Below are 26,769 nucleotides of genomic sequence, written 5' to 3'. Positions count from 1 at the left end.
ATGAACGAAGAATTAAATATAACTAGGTCATATTTTTACGAATTTTGTGCTAGAGCAATTAGCTTTATGAATAATGATGATTTTAATACTTTAAGAGAACAAGCTAAGTTTTTTTATGATAATTTAGATGATTTAAAAGATGATTTTAAAGTAATTTTAGATACTGATTATGCAGCTTATAAAGATGAGCAAAATGCTGTTTTTTATGATTTTTCTTATGTAAATGTGCCTACTGATGCTAGTTTTTATGATGAAGGGCGTGATAATGGCAAAATGAGAATAATTGCAACAGGAATTTTAAAAAGAGCTAATTTAATCAAAAACGCAAATCTTAGCGATAATGAAGATAGTATGAATTTTTTATTTTATCTAGGTAGTGTTTTATGCAAAAATAATGATGAATTATGTCAGGAACTATTTTCAAGAATTATTAATGAAGTTGTAGATGAGTTTTGTGAAAAACTACAAACTCATAAAAACTCAAAAATATTTACTCATATTGCAAATATCATATCTTATTTAATACAAATTGAAAGGGCATTTTATAGTGTAAATGCACCTGCTAAAAAAGAATCGGTTGCAGATAAAGCATTGCAAAGAATACCTTATGAACCAAGACTTCCAACCGAGTTTTCAAAAATCAATATGAGTGAGCTAACTAGCTTTAAAGAAAATATAGAATAAGTTTTATAAAGGAATAAAATGAAGATAATGTTTGTATGTTTAGGCAATATTTGTCGCTCTCCTATGGCTGAGTTTATTATGAAAGACTTATGCAAAAATAAAGAATTTAAAATAACAAGTTCAGGAACAGCAGGTTATCACGATGGAGAAGATATGCATATAGGCACGAAAAAACTTTTAAAAAATAAAAATATTGAATGCGATAATTTCGTATCAAAAAAACTCACAAAAAAATTATGCCAAGAATATGATTTAATCCTTACTATGGACGAGAGTAATTATAAAGATGTTTTAAATAATTTTTCTGAGTTTAAAGACAAAGTAAAACCAATATGTTCTTATTGTGATTTAGGATATAAAAATGTGCCTGACCCTTGGTATACAAATAATTTTGATGAAGTTTATATGATTTTAAATAATGCTTGCAAAAATATCCTAAAAGAAATTGAAAATAATAAGATTTAGCTAAAAACTAAATCTTATCTAAATATCTGAAATGTAAAAAACTCTGATTTGTATTCATCATTCATTTTCTCATATTGTGATATAGCTGATTCATAATTTTTTGCTTCGTGATAAAGTAAAGCTAAAGCCAATCTTGATTCAAGATTGCTTGGATTTTTTACACGAGATAGTTCAAGTAAGGCTATAGCTGAATTATTATGCCCTGCTCCAATAGCTGCAACACTAGCTAAAAATAAAATATCAGAATCTTCAATATGATAATCATCAATCAAACTATTATAAATTGCAAAACTCTCTTCAAATTCATTAGCATAAATATCTATATAAGCAAGTGCTTTTAAAGCTCCTATGTCTTCATTAGTTTTTAAATATTGCTTTAATTTTTCTCTTTCTTGTTGTAAAAGACCTGAAATCTGCATTAATTTTACATAGTTATACCCTACTATTTTAGCACCACCAAATAATGAGCGATAATCTAATTTTTTGTTAAGAAAATACATTTGAACATCTTTAGCATAGGCTTTTACATCTTTTTTATTGTTTTTTAAAGAAAAATATAAAATATTTGCGATTATGTCATTATCACTTAAGTCTATTAAAACTTTTGATTTATCTATCATCTTATCATAATCATTTTGCATATAAAATCCAAGAATTTCTAAACTAATATTGCTAATATTATTTGTATTAGTTTGGTTCAAAAAACCTTGCATATTTACATAATCTTTTTTCTTAATTGAAAGCAATGCTAAATAATAATTTCTATCTTTTTCATCTTCAACATAATTTAAATTATATTGTAAATCTTGCTCTAATTTCGTAGTATCATCATATAACAAATCCGAACAAAATAAAGCATAAATTCCTGCTCTTAAATCCTTAGGGTCTAAATGATAACTAGCTAAAAAGTGTTTTTTTGCTAAATCATATTTGCCTAAGAGTGCATATGCTAAACCTAAATCATATTGCAAAATACTATGCTGTGGATAAAGCTTTACTAATTCTTCTAATAACTCACTAGCACTCTTTATATCATAACTAAAAGCATAATTTAAAGCTTTTGTAATTTGTATATTTATCTTTGATAAAGTTTGACTATTTTTAAGATAATTTGAGCTTTTATCTAAATCATCTAAGTAAATATTAACATTTGCCTTATTTATCATTTTAGTCGCACTTGTCGCATCAAATACTTTAAAAGGCGAAAAATAAAATATCAAATCATATTTTTGTTGCTTTGAATCTATAAAGGTTTTTTCATAAGTATGTTGAGCGTAATTTATATCAAATATCCTATCATCTATGGTTGTTTTGACATTATAGCTTGACTTAAGCCACTCTAAATCATTTTTTTCTAATTCTTTTAAAAACCTTGAAGCTTCTTGATATTCTGCTAATTTTATATCAACTAAAGCTAAAGCTAATTTTGTCTCTTTTGGTTTTATTCTTTTTTCAAGTGCATTTTTTAAATAAAATCTTGCTTTGTTATATTCAGCATTTCTTGCATAAAGTAATCCTAAAGATAAATTTTTATCATAAGAATCTTGTAAATTAATCTCTCTTATAGAATCAGAACTTTTATTAAATGAGCTTAATATTTTTGCTCTTAAATATCTTGCGTCGTTTTGATAAAGTGGATGGATTTGTTTATTTAATGCTTGTAAAGCTTCAGGATAAAATCCTTTATAAAAATTCACTAAACCCAAGTAATAATAATAAAGGCTTGAGTTTTTTTCATTACTTAAATAAGAATATGCTAAATCTATATAATATTTAAATTCTTTATCTTTTTGTAATTTTAAAGCACAAACAGCAGCATTTAAAGCAGCCACCGTGTTATTTTCATTATTTTCCAAAGCCTTTTGAAAACTCTCTAAAGCTCCTTTATAGTTTGCTTGTTTCATTCTTGAAATTCCTAAATTATAATGCGAAAAACTCTCATTATATTTAGCTATATTTTCATATATTTTTAAAGCTTCACTTTTGTTTCCACTCTCATATAAAGCATTGGCTTTTGCCACCATTAAATCTAATTTTTGGCTTTTAAATTGTTGAATGCTTATTTTTGGCTCTATTAGCTCATTTCGCTCAACTTTAATTTCTTTTGACTTATCTTGAGTAAAAATTAAAAAAAGTAAAACTACTAATAAAATAATAATAAGTAAAGAAAGTCCAGCGATTAAAATTATACTTTTTTTGCTGAACTTACTTTGTTTTACTGGAAGAGTATTTCCTTCTTCAATAACAATTACTTGTTCTTCTGCCATACTTTATCTTACATATATTTTTGTAATACTTCAGGTATTGCTATTGTGCCATCTTCTCTTTGATAATTTTCCATAATAGCTACTAAAGTCCTACCTACTGCAAGGCTTGAACCATTTAGTGTATGAGCTAATTTGTTTTTACCATTTTCATCTTTATATCTTATTTTTGCGCGTCTTGCTTGAAAATCATAACAATTACTAACAGAGCTAATTTCACGATATTTATTTTGTGCTGGTAGCCACACTTCTAAATCAACTGTTTTTCCTGCACTAAAGCCCAAATCCCCACTACAAAGCATTAAATGTCTATGAGCTAAACCTAAGCTTGTTAATAAATCACTTGCGCAACTAAGCATATCTTCAAATACTTTATCGCTATCTTCTTGAGTGCTAATGCTTACAAGTTCAACTTTTCCGAATTGGTGTTGGCGGATAATTCCTTTTGTATCACGCCCTGCACTTCCTGCTTCTTTTCTAAAACAAGGTGAATAGCAAGTCATTTTGATAGGCAATTCATTTAAAGCTATAATTTCATCATTATATAGATTTGTTACACTAACTTCACTTGTAGGGATTAAATACAATTCTTCGCCATCAATTTTGAATAAATCATCTTTAAATTTAGGTAATTGTCCTGTGCCAAACATAGTATTAGCATTTACAATATAAGGAGTATTTACAAACTCAAATCCTCTTGAGCGGTTAAAATCTATCATATAATTATATAATGCTCTTTCAAGTCTTGCACCTTCACCGCGTAAAGCTACAAAACGACTTTTAGCAACTTTTACACCACGCTCAAAATCAAGCCAACCAAGTGCTACACCTAAATCGTGATGGTCTTTTGGAGTGAAATTAAATGTTGGTGGAATTAATACCTTTTTAATCTCTACATTTTCTTCTTCATCATTTCCAATAGGCACACAATCAGCTATTAAATTTGGAATACAAGCTGCAATTTCATTTAATTTAGCTTCACTTACGCTTACTTTTTCATTTAATTCAGCTATTTTTTTCTTATTTTCATCTAAAGACTTTTTAAGCTCACTTATATCTTCTCCTGATTTTGCTTTAAGTCCCATTTCTTTTGAGAATTTGTTTTGAAAACTTTGGGCGTTTTCTAATTCTATTTTTAACGCTTTTGTATCATTGTAGCTATCTAATAAACTTTTTAAAACTCCATCATCTACTTTTTTTGCTTTTAATTTTTGATTAAAAACTTCATAATTTTCTTCAATTTTTCTTAAATCTATCATAATTTCTCCTTATAAACTTAAAGCTTTATAAACTTGTTGCATTTTATTTTGCGCTAATATACTAGCTTTTTTTGCACCATCGTTTAATATATCAGCAATTTCTTTACCTTGCAATAATCTTTCATACTCACTTCTAGCCTTGTCAAAATACTCCCAAATAACATCACATAAATACAATTTAAAATGTCCGTATCCTTCTCCACCTTTTTCATACCTTGCACGAAGACTTGCTAAATCATTTTCATCTAAAAATAATTCAGCAATTTTATATATATTACAATTTTTCCAATCCTTAGGCTCTTCAATAGGAGTGCTATCGCTTACTATTTTATTTACTTGTTTTTTAAGTTGTTTATAACTTGTGAAAATATCAATAGTATTGCCATAGCTTTTACTCATTTTAGCACCATCTGTGCCTACTATTGTTTGAGTATTTTCATCAACTAATGCTTCAGGGATAGTAAATACATTTCCAAATTCATTATTAAATTTAATTGCAATATCTCTTGTAATTTCTAGGTGTTGAATTTGGTCTTTTCCAACAGGAACTAATGGTGCATCAAACAATAAAATATCAGCCGCCATTAAAACAGGATATGAAAATAAGCCGTGATTTGCACTAAGACCTTTTGCTATTTTATCCTTATATGAATGTGCTCTTTCAAGTAATCCCATAGGAGTAAATTGCGATAGTATCCAATAAAGTTCTAAGACTTCTTTAACATCACTTTGTAAATAAAATATACTTTTATTTGGATTTAATCCTAAAGCTAAAAATGCAGCTGCTGCTTTGTTAATATTATCTTTAAAATTACTAGCTGTTTTTTTATCCTTTAAAATACTTGTCATAGCGTGATAATTTGCAATAAACATTATCATTTCATTATCATTTTGTCTTTTCATCATTGGAGCTATTGCTCCAAAATAATTGCCTATATGCAAATCCCCACTTGGCTGAAGTCCTGTAAAAATTCTCATTTGTTCTCCATATCTTTACTTGTAATTTAAAATTTATGCTTAATATAGAGCAAAAAAATTAATAAAGGAGCTTAAATGCTATATGATTTAGTAGTAATAGGTGCAGGTCCAGCAGGAATTGCAAGTGCTTATGAAGCACATAAAAATGGTTTAAAAAATGTTTTATTAATAGAAAAAGCAGCAGAGAATTGTCAAACTTTTAGAACTTATTATAAAGATGGAAAAAGAGTTGATAAAGTTTATAATAAAATTGATATTCCAAACTTAGGAAATATACCTTTTGAAGATGGAACAAAAGAAAGCTCATTAGAATTATTTACAAGCCTTTGTGATGGTTCTTTTGAAGTAATGTTTTCAAATGAAGTTGAGAAAATCAAGCAAGTTGATGGAAATTTAGTTGTATATTCAAGTAAAGGCGAATTTAAAACAAAAAATGCAGTAATTTCAATAGGTAGAATGGGAAAACCAAATAAACCAAGTTATAAACTACCTTCAAAATTAAGTAAAGTTATCAATTTTAACGCAAACGACGCTAAAGAAAATGAAAAAATCTTAGTAGTTGGTGGTGGTAATAGTGCTGTTGAATACGCTGTTGATTTAAGCAAAAAAGCAAATGTTACATTATGCTATAGAAGAGCTGAATTTAGTAGAATTAATGAAATAAATCATAAAAATGTATATGAAGCAAAACTTACTTTAAAATTAGCAACTGATATTAGCGAAGTAAATGAAGTAGATAACAAACCTGAAGTTACTTATACTAATGGTGAAAAAGAGATTTTTGATAGAATAATTTATGGAATTGGCGGCTCTACTCCAGTTGATTTTCTAACAAATAGTGGAATAGAAATTGATGATAAGGGCGTTCCTACTTTTGATACCAATATGCAAAGTAATGTTAAAAATATTTTCGTAGCAGGAGATATTGCTAGTAAAAATGGAGAAAGCATAATAACTGCTTTAAATCACGCTAAAAAAATTGCTGATTATATTATTAAGGGTTAAGCTTGGCTAAGAAGAATTTAACACTATATAGCTTAGGTGCTTGTGCTGTTATTTTAGGTGGAATTTATTTTGTAATTCCATCTAAAGACACAAAAACAAACCAAACACCAATAAAACCACAAGTAAAAATAGAGCAAAAACAACAAACAAAACAAGTGCAATTGCCAAAACTTGAAGAACAAAACTATAAGATATTAAATGATAGAATTGTAAAGCTTACAAAGCAAATAGAAAGCTTAAAAAATAGCAATACCAAAGCCAATGAAATAGAAAATCTATATCAAGAAATTGAAAAATTAAAAATACAAAACGAACAATTAGAAACTAAGAATAATGAATTAGTTCATCGTTTAAATAACGAAAGTTTATTAGTAAATGAAAATAGCAAAAACTCATATCAGCAAATGATAGATAAGCTAAATGAAGATTTAGCAAATTATAAAAGCGAAAACGATAGTTTAAAATTAAGCTTAAATGATAAAGAAAACGCTGTTAAAAATCTAAATTCTTTACTAGGAACTCTTAGTAATCAAAAACAAATGGACGAATTTGAACACGATAATTTAGCAAGAAAATTGCAAGATGAATTAGATAAAGCAAATGCAAAAATCATAGCAAATCAAAAAAATTACACAGATGTGGTTAAAGAAAATGATATTTTAAAACAAAGAGTAAAAAATCTAGGGAATTTAGAAAGTGTAAATGCTGAATTAAGTAAAGTAAATAATGAACTTAACTTAAAAAATCTTGAATTAAGTAAAGAAATAAAAGCAGCAAGTAAGCTAAATGATGAATTAAAAAGCAATAATAATTCTGATTTTGTAAAGCTTAATTTGGATAATAAAAATCTCCAAGCAAAATTAGATGATGCCAAAACTTCAATATTAAAATTAAATCAAGTTAAAAATGATTTGGAACAAAAATTAGATAATTTGAAAAATATTGAAAAACAAAGAGATGAATTAAAAAATGAAGTTTTTCAAGCAAAACTAGAACTTGAAAAATCTAAAAACGAACAAACTAAAGTGATTAAGGATTTAAGTGATAAAAGCCAAAATTCACTTGATAATCTTACAAAAGAGCTAAATAAAGTTAATGAATCTAATGCTAAATTACAAGATAAAAATACAAAAAATGAAATAGCATTAAAAGATATGCAACTAAAAAATAAAGAACTAGAATTAGACTCAAAGAAAAAAGAAAAAGATTTAAGTGAAACAATAGCAAAACTTCAAAAAATTGATGAGCAATTAAAAGCAAGTAGTGCAAATAATATGGATTTAAAAACAAAATTAGATAATTTACAAAAAGAAAAAATAGAATTAACCACGCAATTAAATAAAATTAATAATGAGTTTTTAAACTATAAAAACGATAGCTTAAGTAATAAACAAAACGATGTTAAAGACTTAAATAATAAACTTTACGAAAGTTCAAAAGCTTATGATGAGCTAAATGTAAAATATATAGCTTTAAAAGAAGAATATGCGGCTAAAGAACTAGATAATAATAAAGCAAAACAAGAAAACAAAACACTTTTAGATGAAATTGAACAACTAAAATTAACTATTAGTAAGGATACAAATTCTGAAAGAGTTTTAGCCTTAGAAGAAGAAAAAGATAAGCTATTAAAACAACTAAATGAAATAAATATCAAAACTTTAAATAACTATAATCAAGAAAATAGCGAACTAATAGCAAAAAAAGAAAAAATTCAAGAATTAGAAAAAAAACTTGAATTAGCTCAAAAAGGAAGTTCGTTAAATACAAATAGTTTAAAATTACAAGATACTTTTGTTTGTGATGATATAAAATCAGGAGTAATTGGACTTAGTAAAACTTGCTCGCTTGAACTTGATAAATTCTTAGCAAAATATAATCAAAATTATTTATATGAGATAACTCCTATAATTGATGATAGTGGCTTTAAGAGTTTAAGTGCTATTGATGGAGTTCATATGGCTAGTAAAGAAGTGCAAAGATTAACTCGCTTAGCTAATTTTGGATTATCAAAAGATAGAACAAAAAGTGCTGCAAGTTATATAAAATCAAAAATTCCTAATGCACTAATTAGCTCAAGTTTAGAGCCTGAATACTCAAAAGACAATAAAAAAGGCTTTATTTTAAGAGTTTATAAATGATAATTTATCAATATAAAAACGGCTATCGCTACAATAGTGATAGCATAATTTTATATGATTTTATAAGTAAAGATAAGCTTAAAGGAATAGGACTTGATATTGGTGCTGGAAGTGGAATTTTAAGCCTATTATTAAGCGAAAATAAAAATATAAAAATAGATGCAATTGATATTCAAGAAGAAAATGTAAAACTATGCAAAAAAAATTATGAAAAAAATAATCTTAATTATAAAGTAATTTTAGGTGATATTAAAGATTATAAAGTTTATAATTATTATGATTTTATAATCTCTAATCCACCATTTTATTCTAAAATGCAAGCACAAAATAAGCATTTAAATATTTCAAGACATATTGATTTTTTGCCACTTGAAATATTGCTAAAAAGTGCTGATAAATTATTAAAACCGAAAGGTTTTTTATATTTTTGTTATGATGCTAAAAAAATTGATTTAATATTTGAAACCTTAAAAAATACGAATTTAAAATGCGAAATAATAAGATTTATTCACACAAAAGCAGAAAAACCATCAAATTTAGTATTAATTAAAGCAAGAAAATTAAGCAAAAGCGATGTATTAATTTTGCCACCTTTAATATGTAACGATAGCAATGGCACAACAAAAGAATTTAATTCAATTTATCAAAATATCAAAGTTCAAAGTTATGATTTACAATAAAGATTACTCATATTCATTTGATGAGAGTAAATGCAGTGAGTGTGGCGGTAAGTGTTGCACGGGTGAGAGTGGTTATATATTTTTAACTAGCGATGAAATTATCCAACTAGCTAAGATAAAAAATACAACTTTTAATGATTTTGTTAATAAATATTGCATTAAAGTAGGCGTTAGGTTTAGCCTAATTGAAAAGCCATACAATAATGGCTTTGCTTGTATATTTTTTGATGAAATTAATAAAAATTGTGGAGTATATGAAGCAAGACCTATGCAATGTAGAACATTTCCGTTTTGGGAATATTTTAAAAATAACCTAAAGGAGCTTAAAAAAGAATGTATTGGGGTAAATTAATACTAATCTTATTAGCTAGTATTACTTTTGCTGATAGTATTGATAATTTGCGTTTAAATGCAATGTTAAACGAAAATAATAATGCTAAATTATCTAGCGAATCATATTTAAAATTATATGATGAAACAAAATTAAAAGCTTATTTAGAAAATGGAATAAAACAAGGTTTTATTGCTAATTTAAATATGGATAAAGCAGTAAATACTCTAAGAGATATTGATAAAGATAATAATTTAATCAAAAAACTAGATATTGTTAAATTAGTAGAACAAAAAAATTATAAACAAGCAAAAAAAGAATATTATAAATTCATATCAAAAAACGAAGATTTTACACTAGCTAATGCTATGAGTAAGGAGCTGTTTAATCAAGGATTAAAAAAAGAAGCCTTACAAATATCTAAAGATTATTATAAAAAATATAGCAATTTATACTCATTATATTTATATATTGAAATGCTTATGGCTAACGAAAAATATAAAGATGTAGTAAAACTAACAGAAGAATTTAATAAAACTGCAGAAGAAAATAATAAAGTAGATACAGAATTAGCTCCTTTTTTATTAATGCGTTTAAATGCTTTAAAAGCTCTTAATATGTGGGAGAAAACGATTAGATTAGACCCTAAAGGCTATTCAGAACAAATACTAAAATTATTTAAAGAAAAAGATTATAAAAATATCAAAGAATATACTAAATTAGTGCCTATAAATCCTGATTATTCATTGTTTTTGCTGTATAGATTAGAAGCGCTTTATGAACTTAATAATTCTTCAGATATTGATGAGATTTTTAGCTTAGGAATGAAGCTTTATGAATTTACAAATAATAAAGATATTTTATACACAATAACTAAGAAATTATTGGAATTTAACAAGAAAAAAGAGCTTTATGAAATAGCTAATTTAGATGATGAATTAGCTTATAAAGTATATTTTAATTTAAAAGAATATAAAAAACTTAGTGAATTTTTATATCAAAAAGCAATTAAAGAAAATAATAATAGTTATTTAATAGAATCATATATATACGAAATGCTAGATAATCCTAAAGAATTTGATTATTTCAAATTAGATGAATTAGTAGCTAAAGGTGGCGTTGCTCCTAATATGCTAAATATATATGCTTATACAATAATTGATGAAAAAATTGATATTGCAAAAGGTATAAAACTAATACAAAAAGCTTTAGAACAAGAACCTGATAATGCTTATTTTCTTGATACTTTAGCTTGGGGATATTATTTAATAAATGATTGCAAAAACGCACAAGAAACTATGCAAAAAGTATTACAAAACGAAGATGTTTTAAATGAAGATGAAATAAAACTGCATAATCAAAGGATAAATAAATGCAAGAATTAAGCAAAGAAATTCTAATAAAAAGTCTTGGATTTAATCTGTTTTATCCAAGAGATTTAAGTGAATTTAAAAATGAAATAATTAAATTTAGCTATGACTTAAATGATTTAAATGATGCTTTTATTACCAGTGATTTTGATGAGCTAGGTTATGCTAGGCGTTATGTTAAAAAGCATTTATTTTATTATTCAAAAAACTTAAGCGAAGATGAATTAATCAAAGCTAGTATTTACGGAGCTGATGGGATTGTTTTGGATAAAATTGCTAATAATGATTTATTAAATCTTGCAAAAAATTGTGGTTTTAGCTTAGGGTTTTTAGCTAAAAACAATATAGATTTATTTAAAGCTACCATAAAACAATTTGATATTTTTATTGCTAACGATAAATTATTAAAAAATGTTCCAAATACTAAATATAAAGGAATTCTTAATGCAACACCTAAAAGCACCTTGGCGTGATAAATATTTTAAAGAAGATAGAAGTTTATGTCCTTTTTGCGAAGATAGTGAAGTGCTAGTTTATGAAGATGAATTGTGTAGGGTTTTAATGAATAAATACCCTTATTCTCCAGGACATATTCTAATAACTCCTAGAAAGCATGTTGAGTTTTTAAACGATTTAGATGAGATAACTTGGCTTAGAATGGCAAAAATAGCTAGATTTGCTGAAAATATTATGAGAACAACCTTGCACGCACAAGGAGTAAATATCGGACTTAATTTAGGCGATGCAGCTGGTGCTGGTATAGCAAAACACTTGCATTTACATGTCTTACCAAGATGGCATAAGGATACTAATTTTATAACCACTATTTGTGATACTAGAGTTATAGGGACTAGCCTAGATGAATTATATTTAAAGATAAAAGAGAGCTTTCAAAACTACAATGCAGCTAATTAGTGCTAAAGAATTTTTAAATACTAATAAAAATATTTTAATAGACGCAAGAAGTCCAAATGAATACAAAAAAGCACATTTAAAAAAAGCCTTAAACTTTTTTGCCTTAAATAATGAAGAGCATAAATTAGTAGGGACAAAATATGCTACTAATAAATTTAATGCAAAATTATTAGGAGCTAGTTTTATTTGCAAAAACACAAGCATTCATCTTAAAAAAATACAAAATATAGCAAATCCACATAAAGATGAAATATATATTTATTGTGCTAGGGGCGGTCAGCGAAGTGGCGCGATAGGTCATATTTTAAGTGAGATTGGATTTAAAGTCTATAAATGCGAAGGTGGTTTTAAAGAACTTAGAAACGAGATGATTTCGTATCTTAATAGCTATCAAAATCCTAATTTTGTAAGCCTAGCAGGAAATACAGCTTGTGGTAAAACAAGGCTTTTAAAATTACTTGATAATAAAATAGATTTAGAAAAATTAGCCCATCATTTCGGCTCAACTTTTGGCTCTCGTGGGTTTTTACAACCTAGCCAACAACAATTTGATATAAATCTAATAAATGAATTAAAAGCATTAAAAGATGCAAAAGTATTCATAGAAGCAGAGAGCAAAAACATAGGAACTATAACTTTATTTAATAATTTTTACGAGCAAATGAATAGCGGTATTAAGGTGCTTTGCGAAGCTAGTTTGGATATTAGAGTGCAAAATTGTGTGAATGATTATCAAAACATTAGCTCGGAGTTTTTTTATTTTTGTCTTGAGAGATTAAAGCCTTATTTAGGAAATGCTTTAGTTTATGAGCTAAGCACTGCTTATAATAATAAGGATTTAAAAAGTGTAGCAAAAATACTTTTAGTCAATTATTATGATAAGGTCTATAAAAAACCTAAGGAATTTGATTTATTATTAAATCTTGATGATTTAGAAAAAGCTAAAAACGAGTTAATGAAATTGTAATTTTATAATCTAAAGGATTTTTATGGATAATGTAAGCTCAAGCATATTAACTTTTGATAAATTAACCGAACTAAATCTTAGCATACCTGATTATCAACGCCCTTATGTTTGGAATGAAAATCATATAAAAACGCTTTTAAAAGATATTGAAAGTAACAAAAATATAACATTGCTAGGCTCTATCGTTTTATACAAAACTAACAAAGTAACAAAAGATAATAAACCAATTTATGAAATAATAGACGGGCAACAAAGATTAACCACTATAAAACTTATTTTAAAGGCTTTAGATAAAAATAATAAGTTTTTAGAAAATGCTAAATATTATCATCAAATATCGCATATAAATATAAAGAAAAATTACGATTTTTTAAAAGAATATCTAAAAAATAAAACAAATTTTTACGGAAAGCTAGAAAAGATTAATTTTATTTATATTAGCACGAATGATATAAAAAGAGCTTTTGTGTTTTTTGATAATATTAATACCAAAGGTAAAAAGCTAGAAAATTATGACTTAATCAAAGCATATTGGGTATTAAATACCAATAATGATTTAATTAATTACTATGTGAAAAAATACAATGAATTTATAGAAGATGGCAAAAGCAATACAATATATGAAAGTAACGAAGTAATTAAAAACTATTTTCAATTTTTCTTAGAAAATTTAGCAATGATTAGAAAATTTGATGATGAGCATAAATTTGATTTTTATTATTATTCTTGGGCTATTGATATTATTGATGAATATTGCAAAATCACACCTTTTAGCACAGGAGCTAATCTAAACAATATAAATGCAAGTTTTGCTAATGGAATTAGCTTTTTTTCTTGGGTTAAAAAACATTATGAAAATAAAGATGTGATAGCTAAAAGTAGCTTTTTAAATAAACTTGTTAAAAGCAATTATCCAAAAAGCAAATATTATGATTATTCTTATATATACACACAATTTGCACTTATCGTATATCTTGATAAATTTCTTGATGGAGATTTTGATAGGGTGGCAAGGATGATTGTAAGGATAATGTATTATAAGGTTATTACAGGTGGAAGGACTGATTATATTTCGCTTGTTGCAGACCTTAGAAGAATTACTAAAATGGTAATAAACTCAAATTGTGAAAATGATTTTATAAGAAGATTGGATAATTTAATAAGCTTAGAAGAATATCAAATTAGTTCATTTCAAAGGCTTAAATTTTTAGAAGATGAGTTTAAAAAATACAATATTTTAGGAGTAAGTGATGCAAAGTAAGATAATAAGCCTAAATGAAATTGATAAAAGCATTGTAATACCTATTTATCAAAGATTATATGAATGGGAAGAAGGACAAATTAAAGCGCTTTTAGATGATATTTTAAACGCAAATGAAGAGTATTTTATAGGCACTATTACAGCAAGCCTTAAAGATGATGAATTAGTGATAATTGATGGACAACAAAGACTTAGCACGATATTTTTCTTATGTGCTTATATGTGCTATGAAAATAACAAAATGCAAAAAGCTGAAGGAGAATTTGCAAATGCTTTTAATTTTGCGTATTTAGAAAATGAATGTAGATTCAAAATGCCTTTAAGAGAAGATATAACAGATGCTATTTGGGATTATAATTTTAATAATTTAGGTGAGAATATAGACAATGCTTTTAATACTTTTAAAGAGTATTTTAAAGACAATGATAAGTCAAAATTAAACGAAAACCTTTTTAAAAATATCAGAATAAATCTTGTGATTTTAGATGGTATTAATTGTGGCAATTATTTTATAAATATGAATAGCAACTCTCAAGCCCTTGATGAAAGCGATATTTTAAAATCATTTTTACTTAAGCTTGTAAAAGATGATGATAAATATTTTTATTATTCAAATATTTTAAACGAATGTATGCAAATGGATAAAATAGCTGATTTTAATACCAAATACGAAGCTCTTAGCATAGGTAGGATTTTAGACTTGGATATAAAAGAATGTAAAGCAAAAGAGTTTAAAAGCATTGTTGATTATCCTACATTTGTTTTGCATATTTTTAGGATTTTATTTGGAGATGAAATTAAAATTGATAAAACAAAATTCTTAGAAAATACTTGGAATAAAATAGAGCAAACAAAAGAAAACGCCATAAAAATAATAAATGCTTTAAAAGAATATAGAATTATTTTTGATAGAAGAAGTGTTAGAAAAACTCACGAAGATTATAAGCTTTTAGGAGATTTAAAGGATGCTAAGCTTGAATTGTTTTTAAATTATTTAAGAGTAGCTAGAAATCCTAGTGAATATTTAGAAACTTTACTAACTTGTAAAAGTGATGAAGATTTATTTAAAGAGCTAAAAAACCTAGATGATAATCTAGCAAAAAACGACAATCTTGATGATTTAAATTATAATCATCAAAATATTGTTTATTGGTTACAACGCTATGAATACTATCTAATGCAAGATGCTGATTTTAAAAACAACTATAAAAATTACATTACAAATTATCGCTTTAGAGATATTAATTCAGTTGAGCATATTTACCCACAAAGCAGAAGTAAAATTGATGACTTAGGCAATTTAGCCTTGATAAGCGATAGTGAAAACTCACAATTTAGCGATAAAGATTTTAATAAAAAGAAAAATATTTTTCAAAATTTCATAAATGAAAAAATAATAATTAGTCTAAAATTATTAGAAGTCTATTCTAAAAATAGCTGGGATTTAGAAGAAATTAATGCCTATCATAAAAAAATGCTAGATATTTTAAATAATTCCTTTTAAGCTAAATACAAAATTATTTTAAATTCTATAAAAATATTAAGAATTTAAAATAGATTTTGTGTTTAAAAAGTCTTTAGATAAAACGACTAAAATAGCCCTAAAGGATAAATTATGGATTTTACACATTTACATTTACATACAGAATATTCGCTTTTAGATGGCGCAAATAAAATTGATGAATTAGCAAAAAGATTAAAAGAGTTAAATTTTAAATCTTGTGCAATAACTGATCACGGGGTTATGTTTGGAGCAATTCATTTTTATAAAAGTATGAAAAAGCACGGAATTAAGCCTATTATTGGATTTGAAGGCTATTTGCACGATGATGATGATTTAAGCAGCACTGCAACCAATCGCCGTTGGCATATATGTTTATTTGCTAAAAATCAAAAAGGCTATGAAAACCTTATGTATCTTACTTCAAGAGCTCATATAGATGGTTTTTATTATCGCCCTAGAATTAATAAAAAATTATTAAAAGAATATAGCGAAGGTATAATTTGTAGCTCTGCTTGTCTTGCAGGTGAGATTAATTGGCATTTAAATGATAAAGAAGTTCGTCGCAATGGAAAAACAAATGCTGATATGGGAGCTAAAGGCTATGAAGGTGCAAAAGCAGCCGCACTTTGGTATAAAGAAGTTTTTGGAGATGATTTTTATCTTGAAATTATGAGAATGGGTATAAATTCTCAATTAAATATAGATACAAATATACTTAAATTAGGAAGAGAATTAGGTATAAAAGTAATAGCTACAAACGATTCACATTATACTTATAAAGATAGGGCTCAAGCTCAAAATATCTTTATGGCAATTAGCACAGGAGATATTGTAGGGGTTGATCCTGAAAGTGATGAAGCCAAAAAAGACAATGGCTTAAGACACACAATGAGTGAAATCTATGTAAAAAGCGCTGAAGAAATGCACGAATTATTCCTTGATGTGCCTGAAGTTGTGCAAAATACTCAAGAAATAGTTGATAAATGCAATTTAGAGCTAAACTTAGGAAACCCTACTCCACCAAATTTTAAATTCGCTCTTGAATATGCTGAAAAAATCGGCTTAGAATTGCCTAGTCAAGATATGTTTAGCTTTAGCAATGATGATGTATTGTTTGAAAGGCTTTGTTGGGACGGGCTTAATAAGCGTTTAGTATATATTGATGAGAGCAAACACGAAACCTATAAAGAGCGTTTAAGAACTGAAATCAACATTATTAAAAATATGCGTTTTAGTGGTTATATGCTAATCGTTCATGATTTTATAAAAGCTGCTAAGGATATGGGTATTCCTGTTGGACCTGGTAGGGGCTCTGCTGCAGGTTCATTGGTATCGTTTTGTTTAGAAATAACTGACCTTGACCCACTTCCTTATAATCTACTTTTTGAGCGTTTTTTAAATCCTGAGCGTGTATCTATGCCTGATATTGATGTGGATTTTTGTCAAAATAGGCGTGAAGAAGTAATTGATTATGTTGTAAAAAAATATGGTCGCTATAACGTAGCTCAAGTAATTACCTTTGGTAAATTACTTGCAAAAGGTGTTATTCGTGATGTTGCAAGGGTTTGTGATTTACGCATAAAAGATGCTGATACTTTAGCAAAATTAGTCCCTGATGAGCTAAAAATCACTCTAAAAGATGCTTACGAAAAAAACCCTGATATTAAGGCTTTCATTGAAGATTTAGACAATCGTGCAGAGTATAAAAATATAGTTTGCCACCCTGATGATGTAAGGGGCAAAAGCAAAATTGGAACTAGAGTTTGGGAGTATTCATTAGCACTTGAAGGACTTAATAGAAACGCAGGAATGCACGCTGCTGGAGTGGTGATTTCAAACGAAGAATTATGGAAAAAAACCCCATTGTTTAAACAACCAAAATCAGACGCATTAGTAACTCAATATATGAAAGATTATCTTGAAGATGTTGATTTGATTAAGTTTGACTTCTTAGGACTTAAAACTTTAACCGTTATTGATAATGCTATAAAACTCATTAAAAAACGCCATAATATAGATATAGACTGGAACAAAATTGATGTAAATGATAAAGGCGTTTATGATTTAATTCAAACAGGAAATACTCTTGGGATTTTCCAAATAGAAAGCTCGGGAATGCAGGATTTAAATGCTAGGCTTAAGCCAACTTGCTTTGAAGACTTAATCGCTGTTTTAGCACTTTATCGCCCAGGGCCACTTGATAGTGGAATGGTTGATGATTTTATAGATATTAAGCACGGAAGAAAACCAGCAGTATATGCTTTCCCTGAATTAAAGCCTATTTTAGAGCCAACTTATGGGGTTATTGTATATCAAGAGCAAGTTATGCAAGTAGTTCAAACCATTGGTGGATTTAGCTTAGGTGGAGCTGATTTGGTTCGTCGTGCTATGGGTAAGAAAAAGCTTGAAGAAATGGTAAAATTAAAAGGAGAATACCTAGAAGGTGCTATAAAACAAGGCTTTGATGAGAAAAAGGCTGATGATTTATGGGAGCTTATTTTAAAATTTGCTGAATACGGATTTAACAAATCTCACTCAGCAGCCTATGCTCTAGTAGCCTTTCAGACGGCTTATCTTAAAAAATATTATGAAACAGAATTTATGGCAGCATTACTAACTAGCGAAGAAGGAAAAGTTGAAAAAATTGAAAAATATAAAGATGAGCTAGATAGATTAGGAATAGAGCTTTTACCACCTAATATAAACGATGGTACAAGGGAATTTAACGTTACTATAAAAGATGGAAAAGCTGCTATTGTCTATGGGCTTGGCTCAATTAAGAGCTTTGGAATTCCTAGTGCTGAAGGACTTGCAAAAGCTAGAGCAGATAAGCCATTTAGCGATATGAAAGACTTTATTGCAAGGGCTGATGCTGCTTATATGAATAAAAAAGGCTTAGAAGCTTTAGCTAAGACGGGTTGTTTTGAATGTATTGGGATTAATAGAAAAAGTGCTTTAAATGCAATTGATTATATTATTAATGAGTTTAAAGCAAAAAAAGAGCATGATAAAAGATTGCAAGAGAGTTTATTCTCTCAATTTGAAACAGAATATCATAGTAGTATTGATATTACAAACCAAGAAGAATTTAGCGTAGCAGAATTAGCCGAGTTTGATAAAGAATATTTAGGAATATATCTTGGCTCACACCCGCTAGATGAGTTTAAAAAAGAAATTAAATCAATTGAGCATTATAAAAGTAGTGATTTTGAGAATTTAGATGATGGGGAATATCAAGCATTTTGCTTAGGAATTATTGAAGAAGTTGATTTTAAACAAAGCAAAAGCGGTAAAAGCTATGCAAATATTAAAGCGCTTGATTATTATTCAAATTTTAATATTTTGTGTTTTAACCCTGATTTAATAGATGTTTTAGCATCAAAATATAAAGCAATGAACCTAGCAGCTCAAGATATAAAAACCAAAAAATCTCTTTACGCATTTATTTTAAATCTTAAAAGAGATAATGCAAAAAATACTTTATTTTTAAATAATTTAATAGAAGTAAATGCTAGTGAAATAGGTGTAAATACTGATGATAAAAATGCTCTTGGATATGAAGTGTTTAGCAAAAAGGGTGGTAAGAAAATTAAGGGCGATATTAAAAGATTTTCTCATCTAACTCAAAATATTGAGTATTTAAAAAGTAGCGATTTTAACAAGGCTGATTATGGAGATTACAATGCTTTTTGCTTAGGAATAGTAACTGAAGCAGAATTTAAAGTAAGCAAAAAAAATAAAGCCTTTGCTAAGCTTAAAGTGGTTGATGAAGGTGGAGAATTTGATATTTTATGCTTTAATGATGAAGTGTATAAAAAGCTAGAAAATGAGTTTTTTAGTAAAGAAAAAGAAGAGAATTTATATGGATTTGAAGTTAGTTTAAGAGCTGATGAGAATGGAGTTGGGGTATTTATTGATGATTTTTTCTTAATTACTAACGAGCTTATAAAAGAGCCAAGTGAGAATAAAAACTCATTAGGTTATGTGGTATTTGAAAAACGAATAGCAAAACCAAGAAGGCAGTATTCTAAAGAAAATAAAGAAGAATTCACTCAAAGCCCAAAAGCCTTTGAAGGAGAATTCATACAAATTGATTTATTAAATATCAGTGCAGAGATTTTGCAAGAAATCACAAGATTGATTAAAGAGAATTTAAGTCAAAATGTAAGTGCAAAAGAAATAGTTTTAGAATTTTTAGATGATTCTTGCGTGAATAAATATTCAAGAAGATTTGGTTTAAATAATGAAGCTATAGAGAAAATAAAGGAATTATCAAAAATTAGCTAAAAAATTGATATTTAAATTCTAGTGGATAAAGAATTTATAAAATAAACTATAAGACTTTATCCACTAAATAATCTTTTAATTTTATAACTAACTTAGATAAAAGTAAAAGAATTTAAAACATAGATTTTTAATAAGTCCTTATTAAGTATAAAATGCTAGTTAAATAACACAAAATAAGTTTTATCAATTTTACAAAAGCTTTAGAATTAGGCGTTTGCTAGTATTTTTTAAAGTTAAATAAGACTTAAAGCTTTCAAAACTAAAATAGATTTTTCTTACAGGGTTTAAACTGATTAGCTAAGTGTAAGCTCTCATAAGGCAAACCTATTAGCTAGAATAAATATCTTTAAAACCATTGATTGTTATGATTTTTATAAAAAAAGCAATACACAAAAATACCTAAAAGAATACGAAAATCAAATTCTAAACGAAATAATAAATGCTTAAAATAATAATTTAAAATAACAAATTAGTATAATTTACTTCCAAAAAAGGAGATATATTGAAAAAGTTATTGTGTTTTATACTTTTAAGCATTTGCATTATCGGTTGTTCTAAAACAAATATGCTAGAAAAAATCAAATGCGATCAAGATGATTACATTGCTTGCGTTCTCTTAGGTTCTAATTATAAAGATAATTATGGTTATCAAAAGGCTGCACAACTAGCTACAAAAGCTTGTAATGATGAAGATTTTGAAGCTTGCTATCATTTAGAGGAGTTTTATATGAAAACGCACAAGGAGTAGAGCAAGATTATACTAAAGCATTTAATCTTTATAAAAAATCTTGCGAAGGTGGGTTTATTTATAGTTGTAATAATTTAGCTGGTTTATATGTTAGCGGAAATGGCACAAAACAAGACTATGCAAAAGCAGTAAAGCTTTATACTAAAACTTGTGGTGATGAGTATGCTGTTAGCTGTTATAATTTGGGATTTTTATATAATGTTGGAGTGGGTGTAAAGCAAGATTATACAAAAGCAATTCAATTTTATACAAAAGCTTGCGATAAAAACTATGCGAGTGCTTGTAGTAATTTAGGAACTTTATACCAAAAAGGTGAAGGTGAAAAACAAGATTTTGTTAAGGCTGTAATATTCTATCATAAAGCTTGTGAGAAAAATAATGCAATAGGTTGTATCAATTTAGGGTTTATGTATTTTAAAGGACAAGGTATAAAACAAGATACTCAAATAGCTAAACATTTTTTCAATAAAGCTTGTGATTTAGGCAACAATATAGGTTGTGAGAATGCTATGCAACTTAAATAAATAGATTTAATTGTTTTTAACTAAAAAATCTATAAAAAATAGTGATTTAATGTAATTGCTATATATAAATTTAACTAAGTAAGAATATTTTTGCTTAGTTAAAAATAAAATTAGCTTTATAAAAAGTGTATTAAAAACACAAAAACATTTTTATTTGTAACGAGCATAAATAAATCAATTTTATTTTATGAAAAGCTTGGATTTTGCATAGAGCAAAAATAAGAGATTAAAAAACTTTTTTTCAAGTGAAAATGTCTAGATAATGCTACAAGATATAAATAGGATTAAATAAGAGTTTTCGTTTCTAGCAAATCTAAAGGCAGCTATGAAATGAAAGAATTTGTAATGTAAGATTTTAATGGCTATGTATATATAATTGCATAAAAAAATCATTAAATTTAAAGGAAAATTATGAAAGCAGCAGTTTTAAATAATTTTAAAAGTGATTTAGAAATAAAAGAAATTGATATTCCAAAAATAACAGATGATGAAGTTTTAATTAAAGTAACTTATGCAGCCGTAAATCCACTAGATAATCTTATAAAAGATGGCGCACTAAATATAATAACTCCTTATAAATTACCACTAATTTTAGGCAATGAATTAGTAGGAGTTATAACTAGCATAGGTAAAAATGTAAAAAAATTTAAAGTTGGGGATAGAGTTTATGCAATGTGTGAAAAAGCATTTGCTGAATATGTAGCGATAAATCATAAGTATATAGCAAAAGTGCCTGAATATTTAAAAGATGATGAAGCAGCTTGCGTGCCATTAGCCTCTTTAACATTTTTACAAGCTATTAAATTAATGAATGCTAAAAATGAAAACTCAATATTTATTTCTGGAGCTAGTGGGAGTTTTGGAAATCTTGCTTTGCCACTTGCAAAAGAGCTTAACATATATGCTAGCGGAAATGCTAATTTTAAGCAAAAAGCCTTAGAATTAGGCGTTTGCGAGTATTTTACAAAAAGCGATGATTATACAAAAATTAAAGTAGATTTTGTAATAGATTGCATTGGTAAAAATGAAACTTTTAAGCAGTTTAAAATCCTAAATAAAGGTGGAAAGCTAGTATCTTTAAAGGGTATGCCTGATATGAAATTTGCTAAAAGCTTGAAGCTTTCAAAACTAAAGCAGATTTTATTTTATTTTGCAGGACTTAAGCTAAACAATGCAGCTAAAAAAGTAGGCTGTGAGTATCATTTTATGTTTGTTAATAAAAAATGGCGAAGAGCTTAAGCAAATATCTTCTATGCTAGATAATATAAAATACCGCCCATCAGTCGGTGAGATTTTTAGCATAAATGATATAAACCAAGCTTTAAAAAGTGTAAAAAATAACAATAAAATCGGTAAGGTTTTGATTAATTTAAATAATTAGAATGCTTATAAAATATCTTTCTAATTTAAATTCTAAGAATTTAAATTAGACTAATTATATTTATATTTTAGTTAAAAAACTCAGGGTGTTTGTCTTTTAATAAAGCCATAGTTTCTAAAATAAGCTCAAAATCATCTTCACTCTTCGCTTCATCAATTAGCTCAAGATAAGTAAATGCAGCCTTTTCTAGGCAGTTTTTCTTAACCCCTGCATAATACAAAGCAGCTTTGTGCATTAGAGCAATCTCATACATTAAATCTTCAATTTCTTCATTTTTCATTAAATTTCTCCAAATAAGTTTTAGTTTGTTCGTAAATCTTAGAATATACACTACTATCTTTATAACTTGTAAATATCCCGCCACTAGCATTTGCGTGACCGCCACCATTAAAAGCCGTTTTTGCAAATAAGCTAACATCAATTTTATTATTAGCCCTAAGAGAGATTTTCTTGCCAGGATTAATTTCTAAAAAGAAATCATATTCAGGATTTTTGACTAAAAAATCATTTCCTATAACGCTAACATTTCCTATATCATAGACCAATAAGCCTTTTTTGTCTTTATAATAAATCGTATAATCTTGCTTATTTTCGCTTAAAATCCTTACTAAATAATCGCTTATTAAATTACACAAAGTATCGTTTTTGTCATTTTTAAAAAACTCTTTTTTAATACTATGAGTTGCATCTTCTAAAGCAATATTTGGATTTTCAAGATGAAAATATTCTCTAGCTTTGTTTAATAAAAAGAACATATAAGCGTGATTTTGCTTAGCAAACATAGTTCTATTTATCTCCTTACTACTAGCAATTATTTGCATTAATATTTTGCCTAATTCAAAATATTTGCTATCACTTAGCCAAATATCAATGCTATTTATAATATCTACCATTAGGCTTAGTTCTTTATTTTCTCCAAAAATTTTACTAAAAAAATCATAAGTAATCTTAGTAGCACACCTTGAACTATCTAAAAAATACCAAGGATATTTTTCCATACAAGCTTTACCTGTTTGATGATGGTCAAGCAATAATAATTTTGCGTGATTTAGCCTTGCAACCCTAGAAGTAAATTCTTCGCAAACACTTTCAATAGGATTTACATCAGTTATTAAAATAAGAGCAAATTCATCAGGATTTGCTTCTACTTTTATCATAATTTCTTCAAATTTTTCTTCAATTTCTTTGCCATAATTAGAATTATAAAATTCACAATCCTTAAAATAATTAGCTACCACATATTGGCAACCATATCCATCTAAATCAGTGTGGCTTAGGTGATATATTTTCATTATTTTCCTTTCTAAATTGCTGCATCAACATTGCCTATATTATCAAAATCAGCGTTATTTGCAATCTCGCTATAAGCAAGAACAACAACTTGTTTTAATCCAAATCTTTCACAAATCTCTTTTATCTTTCTTCTAAGACTAGGTTCTACTAATAATATAAAAGTATTTGAATGCATATTATAATGCTCTTTTACTTTATCGCTAATTGCTGTATATAAAGCGTGGGTTTGCTCTGTATTTATTGCTAGGGTTGTTGTGCCGTTTTTATTAGTTACTAGCATTTCCAATAAACGCCTATTCACTTGCATTGATAGTGCATAAAATTGTAGTTTGTTATTATCATCTAAATACATATTAGTAATTACTCTATTAAGACTAGCTCTTACATGATCTGTTATTGTATCAATATCTTGAGTATAAGGCACTAAATCAGATATTGTTTCTAATATACTTATCATATCTTTTATTGGAATTTGCTCTTTTAATAATTCTTTTAATACCTTTTGTATAAGACCTATTGAAGTGATTTTCAATACTTCTTCAACCAACACACTTTGAGTAAGCTTTAATCTATCTAATAAAGAATTTACTTCTTGCCTAGTTAAAAGTTCGGCTGCGTGTTCTTTAACCAATTCACTTAAATGTGTGCTAATTACTGCACCAGGATGAACTACTACATAACCACTCATCGTAGCTTTATTTTTTTCACTTGGGTCAATCCAAATAGCTTTTGAACCAAAAGCAGGTTCTATTACTTCTATTCCTTCTATTTCATCGGTTTCATCAAAACCATTATCAATTGCTAAAAATTTATCAGGATATATAATATTTTTTGCAATTGAAATTCCTTTAATTCTAAAATCATATTCATTAGGGTCTAGCTGAATATTATCAATTATTCTAATATCTTGCATTAAAAAACCTAGATTTTTAGCTATTGTTTGACGCATTGTTGGAATTCTATCTATTAAATCACTTTCAGCAACTTTTACTAAAGAATATCCGATTTGTAATTCAAGCATTTCAAGATTTAAGCTTTCTTCATTTTTCTTTTTACGCTCTGCTGCAATTTCAGCTTCACTTTTTCTAGGTGGTGTTGTGCTTTGAGCTGGTGCTGCTCCACTTGTGTTTGGTTGTTGAGCTGCTCCTTTTTGCTTTGGTTTAGGACTTAATAAATCTTCATCTTTAGTCTTCATAAGTAAAAAGCCAAGCCCACCAAATACAAAAGCCATAAAACCTAGTGAAATAGTAGGAAGACCAGGAACTAAAGCAAATACGAACAAAATAAACCCAACTATAAATAAGGTTTTATAATCTCCAAATAATTGCTCTAAAGATTTTTCAGCAAATGGTTTTTCTTCTTTACTTGCACGAGTAATAATTATAGCTGTTGCTGTTGAAGTGATTAATCCTGGGATTTGAGATACAAGTCCATCTCCTATAGTTAAAATAGTATAACTAGAAGCAGCAGCATTTAATTCTAAATCGTGCTGAAACATACCTATTAAAAGTCCGCCAACTATATTAATAATAGTGATTATTATACCTGCAACTGCATCACCTTTAATAAATTTAGAAGAACCATCCATAGCTCCATAAAAGTTCGCTTCGCCTATTATTTCTTGACGCCTTTCTCTAGCTTGCTCTTCAGTAATAAGCCCTGCATTTAAATCAGCATCAATTGCCATTTGTTTTCCTGGCATTGCATCTAGCGTAAATCTAGCTTGAACTTCACTAACACGAGTTGAACCCTTTGTAACAACCATAAAATTAATTAATACTAAGATACAAAATACAACAACCCCTATTACATAGTTTCCACCTACAACAAATTCTCCAAAACTAGCAATTATATCACTAACTGCAGCAGGGCCTTCATGCCCTTTGCTTAAAATCATTCTAGTGGTTGCGATATTAAGGCTTAGTCTAAAAAGAGTAATTATTAAAATTAATGTTGGAAAAGTAGTCAAATCAGTCGGTTTTGGAATATACATAGCTATTAAAATCATCAAAACCGATATAGCAATACTAAGTGCTAAGCAAAAATCAAGTATTCCAGATGGTAAAGGAACGATAATAATTGCTAAAATAGCAACTATTAAACCTACCATAGAAAGACTTTTAAATTTTACAAGTGGCTCTAAATAAGGAGCTACTAGGCTTAGCATAGTATTTTTTTGTTTTGCCATTATTTTAAAATCTGCTCTAAGGTAATATCAGTTAAAAAAGAATTTATTTTATCTTGTAAGTTGGTAATTATAGGATATATTTTACAAGTATCGTGCCTATTACTAGGACACTTATCATCTCCTGTGCATTCAAAAACTAAAGGCTCTTTTTTTTCAGCAGATATTATGACATCTTTTATATTTATTAAATTTGGTTCTTTTGCCAGAATAAAACCACCATTAATACCTTTATAAGATTTTAAAATATGCGCTCTTGCTAAATTTTGTAATATTTTTGCTAAAAAGCTTCTTGGTATATTTAATTCACTTGCTAAAGTATCTACATCTATTGGACTTTTATGTTTTGCAATGTAAATTAAACTAATTAAAGCATATTCACTAGCTCTTGTAAATAACATTGTTTTCCTTAAAATATTTTTATTTAAATCTTAACTTTTTTTATTTAATACATAGACTAAGCAATAATCATTCTTGATTAGGAGTTTAAAAAATATTTATTTTATAATAAATTTAAAAAGGAATTT

General features: G+C 27.3%; 24 protein-coding genes. 17 read left to right on the top strand and 7 right to left on the bottom strand.

The window, feature by feature from the left end; all coding sequences use genetic code 11:
• Together KJR01_RS02495 and KJR01_RS02490 are read left to right on the top strand one after the other, a co-directional pair.
• A complete protein-coding gene (locus KJR01_RS02495; RefSeq protein WP_214116703.1) occupies positions 1-684 on the top strand; it encodes a hypothetical protein in 684 nt (227 codons plus the stop codon).
• An 18-nt stretch (positions 685-702) separates the two neighbouring features.
• On the top strand, positions 703-1,149 hold the full coding sequence (locus KJR01_RS02490; protein ID WP_214116701.1) for a low molecular weight protein-tyrosine-phosphatase: 447 nt from the start codon (positions 703-705) through the stop codon (positions 1,147-1,149).
• Positions 1,150-1,163: 14 nt separating this feature from the next.
• On the opposite strand, the gene KJR01_RS02485 is transcribed toward KJR01_RS02490, so the two are convergent.
• Genes KJR01_RS02485 through trpS form a run of 3 tightly spaced genes read right to left on the bottom strand, consistent with a single transcriptional unit; the run spans position 1,164 to position 5,650 of the window.
• The gene (locus KJR01_RS02485) at positions 1,164-3,416 is read right to left on the bottom strand and encodes a tetratricopeptide repeat protein (RefSeq protein ID WP_214116699.1); all 2,253 of its coding nucleotides are present in this window, start codon (positions 3,414-3,416) and stop codon (positions 1,164-1,166) included.
• An 8-nt stretch (positions 3,417-3,424) separates the two neighbouring features.
• Entirely contained in the window at positions 3,425-4,672 is a 1,248-nt protein-coding gene (serS, locus tag KJR01_RS02480) for a serine--tRNA ligase (RefSeq protein ID WP_214116697.1), read from the bottom strand.
• 9 nt (positions 4,673-4,681) lie between these two features.
• A complete protein-coding gene (gene trpS / locus KJR01_RS02475) occupies positions 4,682-5,650 on the bottom strand; it encodes a tryptophan--tRNA ligase (RefSeq protein ID WP_214116695.1) in 969 nt (322 codons plus the stop codon).
• 75 nt (positions 5,651-5,725) lie between these two features.
• On the opposite strand from trpS, the gene KJR01_RS02470 reads away from it, so the two are divergent.
• From KJR01_RS02470 to KJR01_RS02400, 15 genes are all read left to right on the top strand, one after another.
• Positions 5,726-6,655 (top strand): NAD(P)-binding domain-containing protein, encoded by a 930-nt coding sequence (locus tag KJR01_RS02470; protein WP_214116693.1) that lies wholly within the window; start codon positions 5,726-5,728, stop codon positions 6,653-6,655.
• A gap of 2 nt (positions 6,656-6,657) precedes the next feature.
• Positions 6,658-8,796: a coiled-coil domain-containing protein gene (locus KJR01_RS02465; RefSeq protein WP_214116691.1), complete on the top strand. Its 2,139-nt coding sequence runs from the start codon at positions 6,658-6,660 to the stop codon at positions 8,794-8,796.
• Positions 8,793-9,476: a tRNA1(Val) (adenine(37)-N6)-methyltransferase gene (locus tag KJR01_RS02460; RefSeq protein ID WP_214116689.1), complete on the top strand. Its 684-nt coding sequence runs from the start codon at positions 8,793-8,795 to the stop codon at positions 9,474-9,476. Before KJR01_RS02465 ends, KJR01_RS02460 begins: the two co-directional genes overlap by 4 nt.
• Complete coding sequence (locus tag KJR01_RS02455) at positions 9,463-9,828, top strand: YkgJ family cysteine cluster protein (RefSeq protein WP_214116687.1); 366 nt, start codon at positions 9,463-9,465, stop codon at positions 9,826-9,828. The genes KJR01_RS02460 and KJR01_RS02455 overlap by 14 nt, the downstream gene beginning before the upstream one ends.
• Positions 9,810-11,192, top strand: a complete 1,383-nt coding sequence (locus KJR01_RS02450; protein ID WP_214116685.1) for a tetratricopeptide repeat protein — start codon at positions 9,810-9,812, stop codon at positions 11,190-11,192. The genes KJR01_RS02455 and KJR01_RS02450 overlap by 19 nt, the downstream gene beginning before the upstream one ends.
• Positions 11,180-11,650, top strand: a complete 471-nt coding sequence (locus tag KJR01_RS02445; protein ID WP_214116683.1) for a hypothetical protein — start codon at positions 11,180-11,182, stop codon at positions 11,648-11,650. Before KJR01_RS02450 ends, KJR01_RS02445 begins: the two co-directional genes overlap by 13 nt.
• Complete coding sequence (locus tag KJR01_RS02440) at positions 11,622-12,092, top strand: HIT family protein (RefSeq protein WP_214116681.1); 471 nt, start codon at positions 11,622-11,624, stop codon at positions 12,090-12,092. The genes KJR01_RS02445 and KJR01_RS02440 overlap by 29 nt, the downstream gene beginning before the upstream one ends.
• Positions 12,079-13,059 (top strand): tRNA 2-selenouridine(34) synthase MnmH, encoded by a 981-nt coding sequence (gene mnmH / locus KJR01_RS02435; RefSeq protein WP_214116679.1) that lies wholly within the window; start codon positions 12,079-12,081, stop codon positions 13,057-13,059. Before KJR01_RS02440 ends, mnmH begins: the two co-directional genes overlap by 14 nt.
• A 22-nt stretch (positions 13,060-13,081) precedes the next feature.
• Positions 13,082-14,320, top strand: coding sequence for a DUF262 domain-containing protein (locus KJR01_RS02430; protein WP_214116677.1), 1,239 nt, complete (start codon positions 13,082-13,084; stop codon positions 14,318-14,320).
• Complete coding sequence (locus KJR01_RS02425; protein ID WP_214116675.1) at positions 14,310-15,824, top strand: DUF262 domain-containing protein; 1,515 nt, start codon at positions 14,310-14,312, stop codon at positions 15,822-15,824. Before KJR01_RS02430 ends, KJR01_RS02425 begins: the two co-directional genes overlap by 11 nt.
• 108 nt (positions 15,825-15,932) lie before the next feature.
• On the top strand, positions 15,933-20,111 hold the full coding sequence (gene dnaE, locus KJR01_RS02420; protein ID WP_214116787.1) for a DNA polymerase III subunit alpha: 4,179 nt from the start codon (positions 15,933-15,935) through the stop codon (positions 20,109-20,111).
• A 502-nt stretch (positions 20,112-20,613) separates the two neighbouring features.
• A complete protein-coding gene (locus tag KJR01_RS02415; RefSeq protein ID WP_214116673.1) occupies positions 20,614-20,859 on the top strand; it encodes an SEL1-like repeat protein in 246 nt (81 codons plus the stop codon).
• Positions 20,814-21,383, top strand: a complete 570-nt coding sequence (locus KJR01_RS02410; RefSeq protein WP_214116671.1) for a tetratricopeptide repeat protein — start codon at positions 20,814-20,816, stop codon at positions 21,381-21,383. Before KJR01_RS02415 ends, KJR01_RS02410 begins: the two co-directional genes overlap by 46 nt.
• A 411-nt stretch (positions 21,384-21,794) precedes the next feature.
• Complete coding sequence (locus KJR01_RS02405) at positions 21,795-22,622, top strand: NADP-dependent oxidoreductase (protein ID WP_214116668.1); 828 nt, start codon at positions 21,795-21,797, stop codon at positions 22,620-22,622.
• On the top strand, positions 22,576-22,764 hold the full coding sequence (locus tag KJR01_RS02400) for a hypothetical protein (RefSeq protein WP_350028289.1): 189 nt from the start codon (positions 22,576-22,578) through the stop codon (positions 22,762-22,764). Before KJR01_RS02405 ends, KJR01_RS02400 begins: the two co-directional genes overlap by 47 nt.
• Positions 22,765-22,831: 67 nt before the next feature.
• Here the strand turns inward: KJR01_RS02400 and KJR01_RS02395 are convergent, their stop codons facing one another.
• From KJR01_RS02395 to KJR01_RS02380, 4 genes are read right to left on the bottom strand one after another with little or no spacing between them, the layout of a single operon-like run.
• Positions 22,832-23,044, bottom strand: a complete 213-nt coding sequence (locus KJR01_RS02395) for a hypothetical protein (protein WP_214116664.1) — start codon at positions 23,042-23,044, stop codon at positions 22,832-22,834.
• Positions 23,034-24,056, bottom strand: coding sequence for a DHH family phosphoesterase (locus KJR01_RS02390; RefSeq protein WP_214116662.1), 1,023 nt, complete (start codon positions 24,054-24,056; stop codon positions 23,034-23,036). The genes KJR01_RS02395 and KJR01_RS02390 overlap by 11 nt, the downstream gene beginning before the upstream one ends.
• 11 nt (positions 24,057-24,067) lie before the next feature.
• A complete protein-coding gene (gene flhA, locus KJR01_RS02385) occupies positions 24,068-26,245 on the bottom strand; it encodes a flagellar biosynthesis protein FlhA (RefSeq protein ID WP_214116660.1) in 2,178 nt (725 codons plus the stop codon).
• Positions 26,245-26,643, bottom strand: a complete 399-nt coding sequence (locus KJR01_RS02380) for an Rrf2 family transcriptional regulator (RefSeq protein WP_214116657.1) — start codon at positions 26,641-26,643, stop codon at positions 26,245-26,247. Before KJR01_RS02380 ends, flhA begins: the two co-directional genes overlap by 1 nt.
• Positions 26,644-26,769: the final 126 nt, after the last annotated feature.

This window comes from Campylobacter sp. 2018MI10 (assembly GCF_018501175.1).
Taxonomy (GTDB): domain Bacteria; phylum Campylobacterota; class Campylobacteria; order Campylobacterales; family Campylobacteraceae; genus Campylobacter_E.
Note: the sequence above shows the minus strand (reverse complement) of the source record. Positions and strands in the feature narration are given on the sequence as shown.